Consider the following 17,359-nt stretch of genomic DNA (forward strand, 5'->3'; position numbering starts at 1 on the left):
GACTTGCGGATCGCTTGCCACGTGGTTGACACCTGCCCACTCGTACGTGGACCTGTGAGGAAGAATTGTCGGTCACGCCGCCTACAGTGGGACAGGTGAGGCCGGTAACAGATTTGCAGCGCAGGGTGGCACCCTTCGAGGTCGTCACCGACATGACCCCCTCGGGCGACCAGCCCGCCGCGATCGCCGAGCTCGAACGGCGCGTCAAGGCCGGTGACAGGGACAACGTCCTGCTGGGTGCCACGGGCACGGGCAAGACCGCCACCGTCGCCTGGCTGATCGAGCGCCTCCAGCGGCCCACCCTGGTCATCCAGCCCAACAAGACGCTCGCCGCCCAGTTCGCCAACGAGCTGCGCGAGATGATGCCCAACAACGCGGTCGAATACTTCGTCTCCTACTACGACTACTACCAGCCAGAGGCGTACGTCCCGCAGAGCGACACCTACATCGAGAAGGACTCCTCGATCAACGAGGAGGTCGAGCGGCTGCGCCACTCGGCGACCAACTCGCTGCTGACCCGCCGCGACACGGTCGTGGTGGCCTCCGTCTCCTGCATCTACGGCCTCGGCACCCCGCAGGAGTACGTCGACCGCATGGTGAGGCTCAAGGTCGGCCAGGAGATCGACCGCGACACCCTGCTGCGCCGCCTGGTCGACATGCAGTACACCCGCAACGACATGGCCTTCACCCGGGGCACCTTCCGGGTGCGCGGCGACACCGTCGAGATCATCCCCAAGTACGAGGAGCTCGCCGTCCGGATCGAGATGTTCGGCGACGAGATCGAGAAGCTCGCGACCATGCACCCGCTCACCGGCGAGGTCATCACCGAGGACACCGAGCTCTACATCTTCCCCGCCTCCCACTACGTCGCGGGCGCCGAGCGGATGGAGAGCGCGATCCGGGGCATCGAGGCCGAGCTCGCCGAGACCCTGGAGACGATGGAGCGCCAGGGCAAGCTCCTGGAGGCCCAGCGGCTGCGCATGCGCACCACCTACGACCTGGAGATGATGCGCCAGATCGGCACCTGCTCCGGCATCGAGAACTACTCGCGCCACATGGACGGGCGCACCCCGGGCAGCGCACCCAACACCCTGCTCGACTACTTCCCCGAAGACTTCATGCTGGTCCTGGACGAGTCCCACCAGACCGTCCCGCAGATCGGCGCGATGTACGAGGGAGACGCCTCCCGCAAGCGCACGCTCGTCGACCACGGCTTCCGCCTGCCCTCCGCGATGGACAACCGCCCGCTGAAGTGGGAGGAGTTCCTGGAGCGGATCGGACAGACGGTCTACCTGTCGGCCACCCCCGGCTCCTATGAGCTGGGCCGTTCCAAGGGCGACGTGGTCGAGCAGGTCATCCGGCCGACCGGGCTGATCGACCCCGAGGTGATCGTGAAGCCGACCAAGTCGCAGATCGACGACCTGGTCCACGAGATCCGCACCCGCACGGAGAAGGACGAGCGGGTCCTGGTCACCACGCTGACCAAGAAGATGTCGGAAGACCTCACCGACTACCTGCTGGAGCTCGGCATCCGGGTCCGCTACCTGCACAGCGAGGTCGACACCCTGCGCCGCATCGAGCTGCTGCGCGAGCTGCGGATGGGCGAGTTCGACGTGCTGGTCGGCATCAACCTGCTCCGCGAGGGCCTCGACCTGCCCGAGGTCTCGCTGGTGGCCATCCTCGACGCCGACAAGGAGGGCTTCCTGCGCTCGGAGACCTCCCTGATCCAGACCATCGGCCGCGCGGCCAGAAACGTCTCCGGCCAGGTGCACATGTACGCCGACCGGGTCACCCCCTCCATGGAGCGGGCGATCGACGAGACCAACCGCCGCCGGGCCAAGCAGATCGCCTACAACGAGGCCAACGGCATCGACCCGCAGCCGCTCCGCAAGAAGATCGCCGACATCCTCGACTCGCTCAACCGCGAGGACGCCGACACCGCCCAGCTCCTCGGCGGCAGCGGCCGTCAGCAGTCGCGCGGCAAGGCCCCCGTCCCGGGCTTCGCGGTCAAGCAGGCGGGCCAGCACGCAAGGGCGATCGCCGGAGAGATGCCCAGGGCTCAGCTGGAGGCGCTGATGGAGTCGCTCACCGAGCAGATGCACCAGGCCGCCACCGACCTGCAGTTCGAGGTCGCCGCCCGGCTCCGCGACGAGATCAAGGAGCTCAAGCGCGAGGTGCGCGACATGCGCGAGGCGGGAGTCTCCTGATTCACGAGTCTTCCGAGCCGATGAACCTTCCGAGGTCGAGATCGATGTCGACGTCGAAGCCGATGTCCGTCTTCAACCGCTCCCGGTGAATGCCCGTGGGGACGTAGGCCTTGACGGAGGGTTCCAGCTCGAAGGTGTAGACGACGGGTTTGTCGTCCTCCTGCTCCACGCGCCACAGGTGCCTGATCCCGGCGCCGGAGTATTTGATCGGCTTGGTGGTGCGGTCTCGCTCCAGCGACTCGGGAGAGACCACCTCGACCACCAGGTGCACGTCCTCAGGCTTGAACGAGGTCGTTCTCAGGCTGGTCAGGGCGGAGCTCGCCACCACCATGATGTCGGGCTCGGGTCGCTGTCTCATCCCCAGGGTCACGGTCATCTCGCGAACGATCATGAGATGAGCCGGTGGTCGTATGCCGCGTTGCTGGTCGGTCATCAGATTGACGGCGAACATGTGGAAGGCGGTCTGCGGAGGCCTCATGATGAGCGACCCGTCGATCAGTTCGACATGATGGGGTGCGTCGGGGGGAAGGTGATCGAGCATGTCGGCGGTCCACCCGCCTGCCGGCCCCGGGTAGAACCATTCGGGGAAAACAGCTGTCATCAGAACCCCTTCGGCGACACCCGAGAGCATTACCTGGCGGAGTCATTTTGCCACTCACCGTGTGCGGCGCGTGCGTCGTTCGAGATGCGGTGACCACAGGGGGAGACGGGTTTCGCCGGTGATCTGCCCGGCGGTGGTCCCCTCACGGTGAGAGCCGCAGTGAGGGGCGAAACGGGAATCCCGGAAACGTCGAACGCTCCCGCGCACGTCGGAAGTCGCCTGAGAGTGCGCTTACCGAAGCACACTCACAGGCAGCCGGAATACTCAGCGGGAGTCGTCGGGGCGGGCGCGGTTGACCATCGTGCGGTTGTAGAGCTCGTCGATCTGTTCCAGGGGGTCGGGGGCGCGGCGGCGCGCCTCGATCTCCAGGTCGGTGCGGCCCTGGATCGCGTCGATGCTCCCGGCCGAGTGCGCCATCTGGTCGTTGCGCAGGTCGGCCCTGATCCTGGCGCAGGAGGTGGTCAGCTTGGCGTGGTGCTCGCGCAGGCGGTCCAGCGCCGTGTGGTCGACGTAGGGCGAGACCCGGCGTTCCTGGGCGTAGTGGGCGAGCTGGGCGTCGAGCTGCTCGGCGTGCACCGCGATCTCGGCCACGAGGTGGGGCAGGTCGCCCAACCCCCAGCCGTCGCGCAGCGCGTGGTCGACGGCCTGGCGGGTGAGGGAGACCTCGCGCCGCAGGTCGAGACGCATCCGCTCGGTCTCCGCGGCGTCGCCGGTGCCCATCGCCGCCACGTGATTGGCGACCCTGGTGGAGACGCTCCTCGCCTTCTTCGTGGCCTTCTTGCCGATCTTGACCAGCAGGTAGATCCCGGCCGCTCCCAGGAGAAGGAAGAACAGCAGGATCACCATCAGGACGATGAGGAAATCGCCGATCGGAGCCACCTCCCTGCGGGGACTGGACGGGATGTTTCGAGCATAGCCCGCGCCGCGATCCTCACGCGGTGCTCGAACCCCACGGAGCCGGTCGGCGCGGACGGGGGTGCCGCGCGCCCTGCGGAGGGCGTGGCGTCAACCGTGAAGGGCACCATGGCACCGTCTCTGGTGGGGATCGCGGCGTGATGTCCGGTGTGGCCCGTGACGCGGGCGCGCGGACGCGCTCTCATCGTGGGCTCGGGACGGCCGTTCGCCGTCGTCGTCGTATCCTGCGGGTCGCCCACCAGGCGAACAGCGCCAGTCCCGCCACCATCACGATGACCAGGACCGGCAGGAAGATCGCCACCAGGGCGATGCCCAGTGATCCGGCGTCCTCGACCGTGCTGGCCACGGGGGCGCCCACCCCGGCCGTGGTGGTGTTCACCACGGGTCTGGTGACCGCCTTCATGGTGTGTACGGCCAGGGCGATCGCGATCCCCAGGACCCAGCTGAGCCAGGGGTTGTGGCTCATCCAGGTCGAGCCGTCCAGCCGGGCCGCCGCCTCGGTGGCGCTGAAGACCACGCCGCCGGAGGCGGGGCGGACGACGGTCTGGATCATGTCGTTGACGCTGTCGACCACCGGGACCTTGTCGAGCACGAACTCCGCCAGGAGCAGCACGCCGATGATCCCGAGCACCCAGCCGTTGGACAGCCAGGCGAACTCCTGCGGCAGCCGTACCTGGTCGGTGAAGTTGGCGAGCAGGCCGACCACCAGCAGCGGGATGTAGGCGTTGAGCCCGGCCGCCGTGGAGAGTCCAAGGCCCGTCAGTGCCGCGAGCATCGCACCTCCGTAGTGTCTCTCTCCCCCTTCAACGGTTACCGGCCGTCGATCGATCCCGATCCGTCCCCTCGCGGGGTATCACTCCGGTCTCGGTGTCGATGCCCTCCGCCGCCCCCGAGGCCCCGAGGTCCATGACCTCTGTGCCCTCCACGACCTCCGCGACCCTCGTGACCTGCACGGTCCTCGCCGTTCCCACGGCGTCCACTGTTTCCGCGCTCTCCACGGTGTCCGGGTGGGGCGGCAGCCAGCCCTGGCCGGGCACGTAGTGGCGCACCACCTTGGCGGGGATGCCCGCGATCACGCTGTGGTCGGGGAACTCCCCGCGCACCACCGCCCCGCCCGCCACCACGCTCTGCCTGCCGATCCGGGTGCCGGGCAGGATGATCGCGCCGGTGCCCAGCCACGATCCCGACCCGATGGACACCGGGTTGTTGCGCGGCCACTGGCGTCCGATCGGTGCCTCGGGGTCGTCGTAGACGTGGTTCTGGTCGGTGATGTAGACGTACGGGCCGGTGAAGACGTCGTCGCCGATGTCGATCGACTGGTGGCCCACGATGTGGGTGCCCCTGCCGATGGAGCAGCTTCCGCCGATCCGTACGATCGAGTCCGGGCCCAGGTCCACCCCGGGGCCCATCCCCGCGGAGATGGAGACCCGCTCGCCGATCAGGGTGTGGTCGCCGATCTCGATCCAGGCCTCGCCGAAGATGGCTCCTGGCGGGAACGACAGGCAGGCGCCCTCGCCGAGGCGCCTGAAGCGGTATCCGGCGGGGCTGGCGGGGGTGATGGTGCCGGCCGCGCGAACCGCCGCCCAGAGCCGGTGCACGAGGCTGCCCATGGCCCGCCTTACCACACCATGAAGTGACATAACGGATCAAATTACCGCTTGGTTGGGTTTGAGAAAAATGCGGGTGGGGGGTTGTTAGGGCAGTTCGCCTGCACCGTTTGATATTCTGAGAGCCCGTGGACCTGTAGGCCATTCACAAGGGTGAGCCGACGATCTGTAACGACCACGGGAGCCTTCTTGCGCAGCGCCGCACACACCAAGCATCTGTTCGTCACCGGCGGCGTCGCCTCCAGTCTCGGGAAGGGACTGACGGCCTCCAGCCTCGGGCGCCTTCTCAAGCTGCGCGGCCTGCGGGTCACCATGCAGAAACTCGACCCCTACCTCAACGTCGACCCCGGCACCATGAACCCGTTCCAGCACGGTGAGGTGTTCGTCACCGACGACGGCGCGGAGACCGACCTCGACGTCGGCCACTACGAGCGCTTCCTCGACACCGAGCTGCACGGCTCGGCCAACGTGACCACCGGCCAGGTCTACTCCAACGTCATCGCCAAGGAGCGCCGCGGCGAGTATCTCGGCGACACCGTGCAGGTCATCCCGCACATCACCAACGAGATCAAGGACCGCATCCGGTCGATGGCCGGGCCCGACGTGGACGTGGTCATCACCGAGGTCGGCGGCACCGTGGGCGACATCGAGTCGCTGCCCTTCCTGGAGGCCGTCCGCCAGGTCCGCCACGAGGTCGGCCGTGACAACGTGTTCTTCCTCCACGTCTCGCTGCTGCCGTACATCGGGCCGAGCGGCGAGCTGAAGACCAAGCCGACCCAGCACTCGGTCGCCGCGCTGCGCAGCATCGGCATCCAGCCCGACGCGATCGTGTGCCGTTCCGACCGGCCGATCACCAACTCGCTCAAGCGCAAGATCAGCCTGATGTGCGACGTGGACGAGGACGCGGTCGTCTCCGCCATCGACGCCGCCAGCATCTACGACATCCCCAAGGTCCTGCACTCCGAGGGCCTGGACGCCTACGTGGTTCGCCGTCTGGGCCTGCCCTTCAGGGACGTCGACTGGAAGGAGTGGGAGCAGCTCCTGCGCCGGGTGCACCGCCCGGCCAACGAGGTCACGATCGCGCTCGTCGGCAAGTACATCGACCTGCCCGACGCCTACCTGTCGGTCACCGAGGCGCTGCGCGCGGGCGGCTTCGCCAACGACGCCCGCGTCAACATCCGCTGGGTGAAGAGCGACGACTGCGAGACCCCCGAGGGCGCGGCCCGCGAGCTCGACGGCGTCGACGGGGTCCTGGTCCCCGGCGGCTTCGGCGTACGCGGGATCGAGGGCAAGGTCGGCGCGATCCGGCACGTCAGGGAGAACAAGATCCCGCTGCTCGGCATCTGCCTCGGCATGCAGTGCATGGTCATCGAGGCCGCCCGCAATCTCGCGGGCATCGAGGACGCGGGAAGCACCGAGTTCGACACGGAGACCACTCACCCGGTCATCTCCACCATGGCCGACCAGGAGGACGTCGTCTCCGGCGAGCGCGACATGGGCGGCACCATGAGGCTGGGCCTCTACCCGGCCAGGCTGGGGGAGGACACGCTCGCCCGCCGGCTGTACGGCATGGCGAAGGTGGACGAGCGCCACCGCCACCGCTACGAGGTCAACAACTCCTACCGCGAGCAGCTGGAGAAGGCCGGCATGGTCTTCTCCGGCCTCTCGCCCGACGGACGCCTGGTGGAGTACGCCGAGCTGCCCGCCGACATCCATCCCTTCTTCATCGGCACCCAGGCGCACCCGGAGTTCCGTTCCCGGCCGACCCGGGCGCACCCGCTGTTCAAGGGCCTGATCGGTGCCGCCCTCACGTACGCCGACATCCGCGGCACCGTCGCCAAGGCGGGGCGGGGAAAGTGAGCGGTTCGCGAGCGGGTGCCGGGGAGGACCGGAAGGCCCACGAGGTCGACAAAAGACAGGACATCCCGGTGGCTCAAGAGGTGAGGGACGATCTGGAGGTCGTGGACGCCTGCGAGGAATGGAAGGTCGTCTCCTCCACCGAGCACTTCCGTGCCCGTGTCATCACCGGGGTCACCGACGCGGTCGTGATGCCGGACGGAGAGGTCGTCAACCGCGACTACGTCCTCCACCCGGGCTCCGTGGCCGTCGTGGCCCTCGACGACAGGGACCGGGTCCTGCTGATCCGCCAGTACCGCCACCCCGTACGGCGGCTGCTGTGGGAGCTGCCCGCGGGGCTACGCGACGTCGAGGGCGAGCCCCTGCGGGTCGGGGCGGCCCGCGAGCTCGCCGAGGAGGCGGGCTACCGGGCGGACACCTGGCACACGCTGGTCGACACCTTCGTCTCGCCGGGAATGAGCGACGAGCGCACCCGGATCTTCCTCGCCAGGGACGTCAGCCCCATTCCCGAAGGGGAGCTCGACTTCGTCCACCGGCATGAGGAGGCCGACATGCCGGTGGTGTGGATTCCCCTGTCCGACGCGGTTCGGCGTGCCATGGCGGGAATGATCCACAATTCCCAAGCCGTGACCGGTATTCTCGCCGCATACGCCGCTTCGGCGGATGGATTCGCCTCACTGCGGCCCGCCGACGCACCGGAGGCATGACAGGAGGACACCCTGAGCGAGACGGAGGCCGTCCTCTCCAGTTACCTCGCCCACCTGGCCGTGGAGCGGGGCCTGGCCGCCAACACCCTGGCCTCCTATCGCCGTGACCTCCTGCGATACGTGGAACATCTCAAGCGGCGCGGCCACGTCACCTTCGGCCAGATCGCCGAGGGTGACGTCGCCGCCTTCGTGGCGGCGCTCAGGGAAGGCGACGGCGAGCACCAGGCCCTCGTCGCCGCCTCGGCGGCGCGGGCCGTCTCCGCGGTGCGCGGCCTGCACCGCTTCGCGCTGAGCCAGGGAGTCTGCCGGCACGACCCGGCCCACGAGGTGCGCTCGCCGCGCCAGCTCAGGCGGCTTCCCAAGGCGATCAGCGTCCGCGACGTCGAGCGCCTGATCGCCGCCTCGGGACCGGACGGAGCCCCCCTCACACTGCGTAACCGGGCGCTGCTCGAACTGCTGTACGGCACCGGCGCGCGCATCTCCGAGGCCGTGGGGCTCGCCGTCGACGACGTCGAGCTGGGTGCCGAGGCCCGGCGGGTGTGCCTGCGCGGCAAGGGCGGACGCACCCGCCTGGTGCCGTTGGGAGGCTTCGCGGAGGAGGCGCTGCGCGCCTACCTCACCCGCGCGCGGCCCCGTATCGCCTCACACGGCCGGGGCACCTCGGGGCTCTTCCTCAACGCCAGGGGCGGGCGGCTCACCCGCCAGGGCGCCTGGGAGGTCCTTCAGGGCGCCGCCGAGCGTGGCGGGCTCGAAGGAGTGTCGCCACATATGTTGCGACATTCGTTCGCAACTCACCTCCTTGACGGGGGTGTGGACGTTAGGGTGGTTCAGGAACTACTCGGCCACGCCTCGGTGACCACCACCCAGGTCTACACGCAGGTCACGGTCGACAAGCTCCGCGAGGTCTATGCCACGGCGCATTCGCGCACGCGGGATTGACCTTGCTTATGTCCGGGCGTGCCGCCTTGCCGCATACGTGTTGACGCCATAGTGTCCGTCCGGACGGTCCGGTTAGAGGCCGTCAGGGAGGTTCGACTGGTGACTGTGACCGCCGACGGTTCTATCCGGGGAGCGACCCCGGCAAACCCCGAGAATCCCTGGGGCGACACCAAGACCGCCGGGACCCCTCGCAGTGGGGGAGTCCTCGGCCCGACCGGACGTCCCCGACCGGTCTTCCCCGACCCGCCCCCGCGCACGGTGCACGGGCCGGCGAGGGTCGTCGCCATGGTCAACCAGAAGGGCGGCGTCGGCAAGACGACCACCACCATCAACCTGGGCGCCGCGCTGGCCGAAGCCGGGCTCAAGGTCCTGCTGGTCGACTTCGACCCGCAGGGCGCCCTCTCGGTCGGCCTCGGGATCAACCCCCTCCAGCTCGACCTGACGGTCTACAACCTCCTCATGGAGCGGCAGATCACCGCCAGGGACGTGCTGCTGGAGACCGGCGTCGAGGGCATGGACCTGCTGCCCAGCAACATCGACCTGTCGGCCGCCGAGGTCCAGCTCGTCACGGAGGTCGCCCGTGAGCAGGTGCTCGGCCGGGTGATCAAACCCCTCCTGCCCGAGTACGACGTGTGCCTGATCGACTGCCAGCCCTCGCTGGGCCTGCTCACGATCAACGCGCTCGCCTGCGCGCACGGCGTCATGGTGCCGCTGGAGTGCGAGTTCTTCGCGTTGCGCGGTGTCGCGCTGCTGATGGACACCATCATCAAGGTCCAGGAGCGCATCAACGACGAGCTGGTCATCGAGGGCCTGCTCGCCACCATGTACGACGCGCGCACCCTGCACGGCCGCGAGGTGCTGGCCCGGGTCGTCGAGGCGTTCGACGACAAGGTCTACCACACGGTGATCAACCGGACGGTTCGCTTCCCCGACGCCACCGTGGCCGGTGAGCCCATCACCAGTTTCGACTCCTCCTCGCTCGGCGCCAGCGCGTACCGCGAACTGGCGAGGGAAGTCCTGGCCAGGTGGGCCGCGCTGGAGCAGTGATCTCGCCTCCGGGTGCGGGACAATGGAGGGATGACCGAGCCGCCGAAGACCGACGATGGCACCTTCAAGGTGCATCTGGAGGTCTTCGAGGGCCCCTTCGACCTCCTGCTCGGCCTGATCTCCAAGCACAAGCTGGACATCACCGAGGTCTCGCTCAGCCAGGTCACCGACGAGTTCATCTCCTACATCCGGGCGAGGGGCCCGGAGTGGGATCTGGACCAGACGAGTCACTTTCTGCTCGTCGCGGCGACCCTGCTCGATCTCAAGGCCGCGAGGCTGCTGCCCTCGGGCGAGGTCGACGACGAGGAGGACCTCGCCCTCCTGGAGGCCCGTGACCTGCTGTTCGCCCGCCTTCTGCAGTACCGGGCCTACAAGGAGGTCGTGAAGGTCTTCTCCGGCCGGATGGCCGAGGAGGCGCTGCGCTTCCCCCGTACGGTGCCGATGGAGGCCGAGTTCGCGAGCCTGCTGCCGGAGTTGATCCTCGGCATCGGCCCCGACCGCCTCGCGGAGATCGCCCGGCGGGCCTTCGCCCCCAAGGCGCCCCCGTCGGTCTCGGTGGCCCACATCTACCAACCGCTCGCCAATGTCCGCGAGCAGGCGGTTATCCTTGTCGAGCGGCTGCGGCGGTTGCGCCGGGCGACTTTCCGGGCCCTCACCTCCGACTGCGCCGGCACCTTCGAGGTCGTCGCGCGTTTCCTGGCCGTCCTGGAGCTCTACCGGGAGGCCGCCGTCTCCTTCGAGCAGGTGGAGCCTCTCGGGGAGTTGCACGTGACCTGGACCGGCAGCGACGACGGCGACGTCGCCGTGGCCGACGACTACGACGAGACCCTGAACAGCCAGAAGGAAGAGCCCGCCGATGACTGACCTGGCACCCGAGGCCGGTCCGCGTGCCGGGGCCGGACCGTACGCCGACCCCGAGGCGCGAGCCGAGCCCGGTTCGCGCGCTGAGGCCGGACCGTTCGGCGAGCCCGGTTCGAATGCCGGGGCGGGTCCGAGCGCTGAGGCCGGTTCGCGGGCCGAGGTCGGCCCGAGTGCCGAGCCGGACCTGCGCGCCGGGCTGGAGGCCATCCTGCTGGTGGTCGACGAGCCCGTCGCGGAGGTGACTCTCGCCCAGGTTCTGGAGCGGCCCGTCCACGAGATCAGCCGGGCGATTCGTGAGCTTTCGGCGGAATATACCGCTTCCGGGCGGGGTTTCGACCTGAGAGAGGTAGCGGGCGGCTGGCGGTTCTACACGCGGGCCGAGTGCGCGCCGCTCGTGGAGCGGTTCGTCCGCGACGGCCAGCAGACGCGCCTCACCCAGGCCGCTCTGGAGACCCTGGCCGTGGTCGCCTACCGGCAGCCGGTGAGCCGGGCCCGGGTGGCGGCCATCCGCGGTGTCAACAGCGACGGCGTCATGCGCACGCTGATGACGAGAGGGCTGGTCGAGGAGGCCGGCACCGAACCGGAGAGCCAAGCCGTGCTCTACCGGACAAGTTCGTATTTTCTCGAGCGGATGGGCCTGCGGGAGCTCGACGAGCTTCCCGAACTGGCGCCCTTCCTGCCCGACGACATGGAATCCCTAGAGGAGCAGAAGTAGTGAACGACAGGCGCAGTACCCCGTCCGGTGATGGACGCGGTCAAGGCCGTGGCGGAGCCCCGCGCGGTGGCAATCCCCGTGGGGGCTCGCAGTCCGGTGGATTCCGGGGAGGCTCCTCCCGAGGCGGATCCTCATCCGGCTCCTCCCGAGGCGGATCCTCATCCGGCTCCTCCCGTGGAGGCTCCCAGGGCGGTTACCGCTCCGATGGTCCCCGTCGTGACGATCGTGGCGGTTTCCGCGCGGAGCGTGACGGTTCGCGGAGCCGGTACGAGCGGCCCTCCGGCGGCTCCCAGGGGGCTTCGCGGGGCGGTAACCGCTCCGAAGGCCCGCGCCGTGACGATCGCGGTGGCTCGCCCTCCGGTGGCTACCGTTCCGACGGTCCGCGTCGTGACGATCGTGGTGGTTCGTCCTTCGGTGGTTCGCAGGGCGGTTACCGTTCGGACGGTCCGCGTCGTGACGATCGTGGTGGTTCGTCCTTCGGTGGTTCGCAGGGCGGTTACCGTTCCGACGGCCCGCGTCGTGACGACCGCGGTGGTTTCCGTGCCGACCGTGACGGTTCGCGGAGCCGGTACGAGCGGCCCTCCGGCGGCTCCCAGGGCGGTTACCGTTCCGACGGTCCCCGCCGCGACGACCGCGGTGGTTCGCAGAGTGGTTACCGTTCCGACGCTCCGCGCCGCGATGATCGCGGTGGTTTCCGCGCGGAGCGTGACGGTTCGCGGAGCCGGTACGAGCGGCCCTCCGGCGGCTCCCAGGGTGGTTACCGCTCCGACGCTCCCCGCCGCGACGACCGCGGCGGTTCACAGGGTGGCTACCGCTCCGACGCTCCGCGCCGCGACGATCGTGGCGGCTCGTCCTCCGGTGGTTCGCAGGGCGGTTACCGTTCCGACGGCCCGCGTCGGGACGACCGCGGTGGCTTCCGCGCGGAGCGCGACGGCTCGCGTGGCAGGCCCGGCTCCGACCGTGGTCGCGGTGGTGCCCCCGCCGGTGGTTCCCGTGGCCGCTTCGGCAGGACCGGGCGCCGGGACGAGATCCAGACCATCGGCGGCAACCGCGCCGAGGCGTACGGCGAGCGCCGCGCACCCTCGGACCGGGCCGCCGACCGCGCGCCCAAGGCGAAGGCGCCGCTCAGGCCGGGGACGATCGCGAACGATCGGTTCAAGACCTCCCGTCAGCCCAAGCGCGACTCCGACTTCTACGACCGCGACTACACCGACGAGCGCGACACCACCGAGGTCCCCGACGGCATCCGGCTGCAGAAGGTGCTCGCCCAGGCGGGCGTCGCCAGCCGCCGGGCCTGCGAGGACATGATCGGCGAGGGCCGGGTGACGGTCGACGGTCAGGTGGTCCGCCGCTTCGGCGCCCGGGTCGACCCCACCAGGCAGGTCATCCACGTCGACGGCAAGCGCCTGCCGACCATGCCCGACCTGGTCTACCTCGCGATCAACAAGCCGATCGGCGTCGTCAGCACCATGTCCGACCCGGACGGCCGTCCCTCGCTGGCCGACTTCGTGGCCGACCGCACCGAGCGGTTGTTCCACGTGGGCCGCCTCGACACCGAGACCGAGGGCCTCATCCTGCTCACCAACGACGGAGAACTGGCCAACAGGCTCACCCATCCGAGCTACGGTGTCCAGAAGAAGTACTGGGCGAAGGTTCCCGGCCGGATCGAGCGCGACCTCGGCCGCCGCCTGAAGAAGGGCATCGAGCTGGAGGACGGCCTGGCCAAGGCCGACTCCTTCGCCCTGGTCCAGGAGCACGGCCAGCAGGCCCTGGTCGAGATCGTGCTGCACGAGGGGCGCAAGCACATCGTCCGGCGCATGCTGGAGGAGGTCGGGCACCCGGTCATCGACCTGGCACGCATCGAGTTCGGCCCGGTCAAGCTCGGCCGTCTCAAGCCGGGCACCGTCCGGGCACTGACCCTCACGGAAGTCGGAGAGCTCTACGCCGCCGTCGGGTTGTAGCCTTCCTGAAACATGTATTGAGACGCGCCGGATCACCCTGAGGGTGATCCGGCGCGGTGAAGTGGAGGTGCGGCGATGATGCGGGCGATCCGAGGAGCGATCCAGGTCGGTGCCAACGACCGGGACGAGATCCTCTCCGGCGTCACCGAGTTGGTGACGGAGGTGATGGGGCGCAACAGGCTCACCACCGATGACGTGATCAGCGTGATCTTCACGGCCACGCCCGATCTCACCGCGGAGTTTCCCGCTCTGGCCGCCCGCAAGCTCGGCTTTCACGACGTTCCGCTGATCTGCGCCTCCGAGATCGACGTTCCCGGCGCGCTGCCCCGCGTGGTGCGGCTGATGGCCCATGTCGACGTCGATCGGCCCCGCCAGGACATCCAGCACGTCTACCTTCGTGGCGCGGTCGCCCTGCGCGTGGACATCGCCCAGTGAGTCCCACGTGCGTCACCATTTCGGAGGAACGCGCGTGAGCGGTCTCGAAAGCGTCCTGGTCGTCGGTACGGGCCTGATCGGCACCTCGATCGCCCTCGCCCTGCGCGAGCAGGGCGTGGCCGTCCATCTGGCCGATCGCGACGCGGGATCCCTGCGGCTGGCGCGGGAGCTGGGCGCCGGTGTCGAGTGGGCCGAGGGCGTGACCGTGGACATCGCGATCATCGCGGTCCCGCCACAGGCGGTCGCCGGGCAGCTCGCCGCCCTGCAGGGCGCCGGAGCGGCCCGTTTCTACACCGACGTGGCGAGCGTCAAGGCGCTCCCGATCAGGGAGGCCGCGAGCCTCGGCTGCGACCTGACGACCTATGTCGCCGGGCACCCGCTCGCCGGACGTGAGCGCTCCGGCCCCGCCGCGGCGCGCGCGGACCTGTTCCTCGGGCGCCCGTGGGCGCTGTGCCCGACCGAGGAGACCTCACCGGACGCCGTGGAGGCCCTGCACGGGCTCGTCAAGCTGTGCGGGGGCGAGGCGGTCAGGATCGCCGCCGCGGAGCACGACAGGGCCGTCGCGGTCGTCTCGCACGCCCCCCACGTGGCCGCCTCGGCGGTGGCCGCCCGCCTCGCGGAGGCGCCGGTCACCGCGCTCGGCCTCGCCGGCCCCGGGGTGCGCGACGTCACCCGCGTCGCGGCGAGCGACCCGAGGCTCTGGACCGGGATCCTGTCGGGTAACGCGCTGCCGGTGGCCGAGGTGCTGGAGGCGGTGGCGGCCGACCTCGCCGCCGCGGCGGCCTCTCTGCGTGCCTCGGCGGTCTCCGCCGATTCCGGCGCGATGACCCGGGTCACCGATCTGCTGCACCGGGGCGTCGCGGGTACGGGCAGGATTCCCGGCAAGCACGGTGGTCCCGCGCGCACCTACGCGGTCGTCCAGGTCATCATCGGCGACCGTCCCGGCGAGCTCGCCCGGCTGTTCCAGGTGGCCAAGGAGGCGGGCGTCAACATCGAGGACGTCAGGCTTGAGCACGCCCCCGGTCTGCCGCTGGGCGCCGCCGATCTGTGGGTGCAGCCTGAGGCGGTGACGGCGCTGGCCGAGGCGCTGCGCGCGAACGGCTGGCACCTGCCGTGATCCTCGCCCCTGCGTGATCACGCGGTGTTCGCACGACGATCCGCCAAGGGCTCGGTGGAGCCCGCCGCCGGCCCCGCCCCGCCCTTCGGGGGATCTCGCGTGAGGCTCGCTCATATCCGGGTGGGCCTCGCGCATCCCGCGTCCTGAGCGGGCCTGTCCCGCAAGGCTCGCTCATCTCCGGAGCGGGCGCCCCTGTTCGATGCGCGGTTCCTTCCCGCCTCCCGGTAGCCTCGTACGGACAACTGAAGCGGGCTGTAAGGGAGAGGCGTCGTGACCGGACTGGTCGTCGCCATGGACGGTCCTTCGGGATCGGGTAAGTCGAGCGCGTCGCGAGGAGTGGCGCGAGCCCTGGGGCTTCGTTATCTCGATACCGGCGCGATGTACAGGGCGATCACCTGGTGGATGCTTCAGCGGGGCGTCGACCTCGCCGATCCCGAGGCGATCGCCGCCAGGGCGCTCGACCCGGTTCTCACGCTGGGCACCGACCCGGACGCGCCGGTGGTCGCGGTCGACGGCGTCGACGCCCTCGCGCCGATCCGCACCGCGGAGGTGACCGCGGCCGTCTCGGCGGTGAGCGCGGTGCCCGAGGTGCGGCGCCGTCTGGTGGCCGAGCAGCGTGAGATCATCGGCGAGGGCGGCATCGTCGTCGAGGGCCGTGACATCGGCACGGTGGTGGCGCCCGACGCCGCGGTCAAGATCTACCTGACCGCGAGCGCGGACGCCAGGGCCCTGCGTCGTACGGCGGAATTGAGCGGCACCACGGTGGACGCCCAGCGGGCCGCGATGGCCCGCCGCGACACCCTCGACTCGACCAGGAAGGCAGACCCGCTGGCGAAGGCGGCCGACGCCGTCGAGCTCGACACCACGGCGCTGAACCTCGAAGAGGTCATCGCCGAAATACTGCGTGTGATTAAGGAAAAAGCGTGACCGGGGAATACGACGACGACAACGGCTGGATCGACGCGGAGCTCGCCGATTCAGGGACCGATGACAGCTCGCAGCGGGAGGCGGGGCCCGACACCTCCCCGCAGCCGGTCGTGGCCGTGGTGGGCCGCCCCAACGTGGGCAAGTCCACCCTGGTCAACCGGATCATCGGCCGCCGGGAGGCGGTCGTGGAGGACGTGCCGGGAGTGACCCGCGACCGGGTCACCTACGACGCCACCTGGCGGGGGCGCCGGTTCACGGTGGTCGACACCGGAGGCTGGGACCCCGACGCGACCGGCATGGCGCTGAAGATCGCGGAGCAGGCCCAGATCGCGGCCGAGCTGGCCGACGTGATCCTGTTCGTGGTCGACGCCGTCGTGGGTGTGACCGACGCGGACGAGATCGTCGGCCACGTGCTGCGCGGATCGGGCAAGCCGGTCATCCTCGCCGCCAACAAGGTCGACAACCAGCAGATGGAGCTGGAGGCCGCCGGGCTGTGGTCCCTCGGCCTGGGCGAGCCGCAGCCGGTCTCGGCCCTGCACGGCCGCTCCAGCGGCGACCTGCTGGACGTGATCCTCGACAAGCTGCCCGAGACGCCCGAGCAGCGCTTCGGCCCCGAGCGCGGTCCGCGCAGGGTCGCCCTGGTCGGCAAGCCCAACGTGGGCAAGTCCTCGCTGCTGAACAAGCTGGCGGGTGCCGAGCGGGTGCTCGTCGACCCGATGGCGGGCACCACCCGCGACCCGGTGGACGAGCTGATCGAGCTCGGCGGCAAGACCTGGCGCTTCGTCGACACCGCCGGAATCAGGCGGCGCGACCGTGAGCTCAAGGGCGCCGACTTCTACGCGAGCATGCGCACCCGGGGGGCCCTGGAGCGCTCGGAGATCGCGGTCGTGCTCATCGACGCGAGCGAGGTGCTGACCGAGCAGGACCTGCGGATCATCTCCCTGGTGATCGAGTCCGGCCGGTGCATGGTCGTGGCGTTCAACAAGTGGGACCTGCTGGACGAGGACCGCCGCTACTACCTGGAGAAGGAGATCGACCGCCAGCTCGTCCGCGTGCCGTGGGCGCTGCGGATCAACATCTCCGCGAAGAACGGCTGGCACGTCGACCGGATCGTCCCCGCGATCGAGAAGGCGCTCGACTCCTGGTCGACCCGGGTGCCCACCGCCAGGCTCAACGCCTTCCTGACCGACCTGGTCGCGGCGACGCCGCCTCCGGTCCGCAGCGGCAAGCAGCCCAAGATCCTCTTCGCCACGCAGGCGTCGACGGAGCCGCCGAAGTTCGTGCTGTTCACCTCGGGCTTCCTTGAGGAGACCTACCGCCGCTTCATCGAGCGCCGGATCCGTGAGGAGTTCGGCTTCGCCGGGTCGCCCATCGAGGTCACCATGAAGATCCGCGAGAAGCGCCAGGGGCAGAAGAAGTAAAAGAGCCCCACCGCGAACGGCCCGGCCCACGCCGGGCCGTTC

General features: G+C 69.7%; 16 protein-coding genes. 12 read left to right on the plus strand and 4 right to left on the minus strand.

Translation table 11 applies throughout. The features are described from left to right. Positions 1 to 95 precede the first annotated feature (95 nt). Positions 96 to 2,207, plus strand: coding sequence for an excinuclease ABC subunit UvrB (gene uvrB, locus AB0B90_RS12555; protein WP_350948226.1), 2,112 nt, complete (start codon positions 96 to 98; stop codon positions 2,205 to 2,207). A gap of 1 nt (position 2,208) precedes the next feature. Here uvrB and AB0B90_RS12560 read toward each other — a convergent pair whose 3' ends face one another. The 4 genes from AB0B90_RS12560 to AB0B90_RS12575 all read right to left on the minus strand — a co-directional run bounded on the left by AB0B90_RS12560 (position 2,209) and on the right by AB0B90_RS12575 (position 5,363). Continuing rightward, complete coding sequence (locus AB0B90_RS12560) at positions 2,209 to 2,808, minus strand: Uma2 family endonuclease (protein ID WP_350948227.1); 600 nt, start codon at positions 2,806 to 2,808, stop codon at positions 2,209 to 2,211. Between the two features lie 264 nt (positions 2,809 to 3,072). Continuing rightward, positions 3,073 to 3,687 carry a hypothetical protein gene (locus tag AB0B90_RS12565; protein WP_350948228.1) on the minus strand — a complete coding sequence of 205 codons (615 nt, stop codon included), beginning with the start codon at positions 3,685 to 3,687 and terminating at the stop codon, positions 3,073 to 3,075. Positions 3,688 to 3,904: 217 nt separating this feature from the next. Next, entirely contained in the window at positions 3,905 to 4,498 is a 594-nt protein-coding gene (locus tag AB0B90_RS12570; protein WP_350948229.1) for a DUF4126 domain-containing protein, read from the minus strand. 28 nt (positions 4,499 to 4,526) lie between these two features. Then, positions 4,527 to 5,363, minus strand: a complete 837-nt coding sequence (locus tag AB0B90_RS12575) for an acyltransferase (RefSeq protein WP_362922473.1) — start codon at positions 5,361 to 5,363, stop codon at positions 4,527 to 4,529. Between the two features lie 156 nt (positions 5,364 to 5,519). Between AB0B90_RS12575 and AB0B90_RS12580 the strand changes: the two genes are divergently transcribed. The 11 genes from AB0B90_RS12580 (at position 5,520) to der (ending at position 17,317) form a co-directional block, all read left to right on the plus strand. Then, the gene (locus tag AB0B90_RS12580) at positions 5,520 to 7,190 is read left to right on the plus strand and encodes a CTP synthase (protein WP_350948231.1); all 1,671 of its coding nucleotides are present in this window, start codon (positions 5,520 to 5,522) and stop codon (positions 7,188 to 7,190) included. Positions 7,191 to 7,282: 92 nt separating this feature from the next. Next, a complete protein-coding gene (locus AB0B90_RS12585) occupies positions 7,283 to 7,894 on the plus strand; it encodes an NUDIX hydrolase (RefSeq protein WP_350948286.1) in 612 nt (203 codons plus the stop codon). A 12-nt stretch (positions 7,895 to 7,906) separates the two neighbouring features. After that, positions 7,907 to 8,833, plus strand: a complete 927-nt coding sequence (locus AB0B90_RS12590) for a tyrosine recombinase (RefSeq protein ID WP_350948287.1) — start codon at positions 7,907 to 7,909, stop codon at positions 8,831 to 8,833. A gap of 99 nt (positions 8,834 to 8,932) precedes the next feature. Next, positions 8,933 to 9,880, plus strand: coding sequence for a ParA family protein (locus AB0B90_RS12595; RefSeq protein WP_350948232.1), 948 nt, complete (start codon positions 8,933 to 8,935; stop codon positions 9,878 to 9,880). 30 nt (positions 9,881 to 9,910) lie between these two features. Beyond that, positions 9,911 to 10,744 (plus strand): segregation/condensation protein A, encoded by an 834-nt coding sequence (locus AB0B90_RS12600; RefSeq protein ID WP_350948233.1) that lies wholly within the window; start codon positions 9,911 to 9,913, stop codon positions 10,742 to 10,744. Then, a complete protein-coding gene (gene scpB, locus AB0B90_RS12605) occupies positions 10,737 to 11,456 on the plus strand; it encodes an SMC-Scp complex subunit ScpB (RefSeq protein WP_362922475.1) in 720 nt (239 codons plus the stop codon). Before AB0B90_RS12600 ends, scpB begins: the two co-directional genes overlap by 8 nt. Beyond that, entirely contained in the window at positions 11,456 to 13,417 is a 1,962-nt protein-coding gene (locus AB0B90_RS12610; protein WP_362922477.1) for a pseudouridine synthase, read from the plus strand. Before scpB ends, AB0B90_RS12610 begins: the two co-directional genes overlap by 1 nt. Positions 13,418 to 13,492: 75 nt before the next feature. Then, complete coding sequence (gene aroH, locus AB0B90_RS12615) at positions 13,493 to 13,852, plus strand: chorismate mutase (protein ID WP_350948236.1); 360 nt, start codon at positions 13,493 to 13,495, stop codon at positions 13,850 to 13,852. Positions 13,853 to 13,886: 34 nt separating this feature from the next. Beyond that, entirely contained in the window at positions 13,887 to 14,969 is a 1,083-nt protein-coding gene (locus AB0B90_RS12620; RefSeq protein ID WP_350948237.1) for a prephenate dehydrogenase, read from the plus strand. Positions 14,970 to 15,239: 270 nt separating this feature from the next. Further along, on the plus strand, positions 15,240 to 15,896 hold the full coding sequence (gene cmk / locus AB0B90_RS12625) for a (d)CMP kinase (RefSeq protein WP_350948238.1): 657 nt from the start codon (positions 15,240 to 15,242) through the stop codon (positions 15,894 to 15,896). Next, positions 15,893 to 17,317 carry a ribosome biogenesis GTPase Der gene (der, locus tag AB0B90_RS12630; protein ID WP_350948239.1) on the plus strand — a complete coding sequence of 475 codons (1,425 nt, stop codon included), beginning with the start codon at positions 15,893 to 15,895 and terminating at the stop codon, positions 17,315 to 17,317. Before cmk ends, der begins: the two co-directional genes overlap by 4 nt. The last annotated feature ends 42 nt before the right edge of the window (positions 17,318 to 17,359 follow it).

Origin of the sequence: Streptosporangium sp. NPDC049078, from assembly GCF_040648855.1 — a bacterium.
GTDB lineage: Bacteria > Actinomycetota > Actinomycetes > Streptosporangiales > Streptosporangiaceae > Streptosporangium.

Coding starts and splice junctions, on each gene's coding strand:
- AB0B90_RS12560 (WP_350948227.1), bottom strand. CDS start 2,808: ATGACAGCTGTTTTCCCCGAATGGTTCTACCCGGGGCCGGCAGGCGGG.
- AB0B90_RS12570 (WP_350948229.1), bottom strand. CDS start 4,498: ATGCTCGCGGCACTGACGGGCCTTGGACTCTCCACGGCGGCCGGGCTC.
- AB0B90_RS12575 (WP_362922473.1), bottom strand. CDS start 5,363: ATGTCACTTCATGGTGTGGTAAGGCGGGCCATGGGCAGCCTCGTGCAC.
- AB0B90_RS12600 (WP_350948233.1), top strand. CDS start 9,911: ATGACCGAGCCGCCGAAGACCGACGATGGCACCTTCAAGGTGCATCTG.
- scpB (WP_362922475.1), top strand. CDS start 10,737: ATGACTGACCTGGCACCCGAGGCCGGTCCGCGTGCCGGGGCCGGACCG.
- aroH (WP_350948236.1), top strand. CDS start 13,493: ATGATGCGGGCGATCCGAGGAGCGATCCAGGTCGGTGCCAACGACCGG.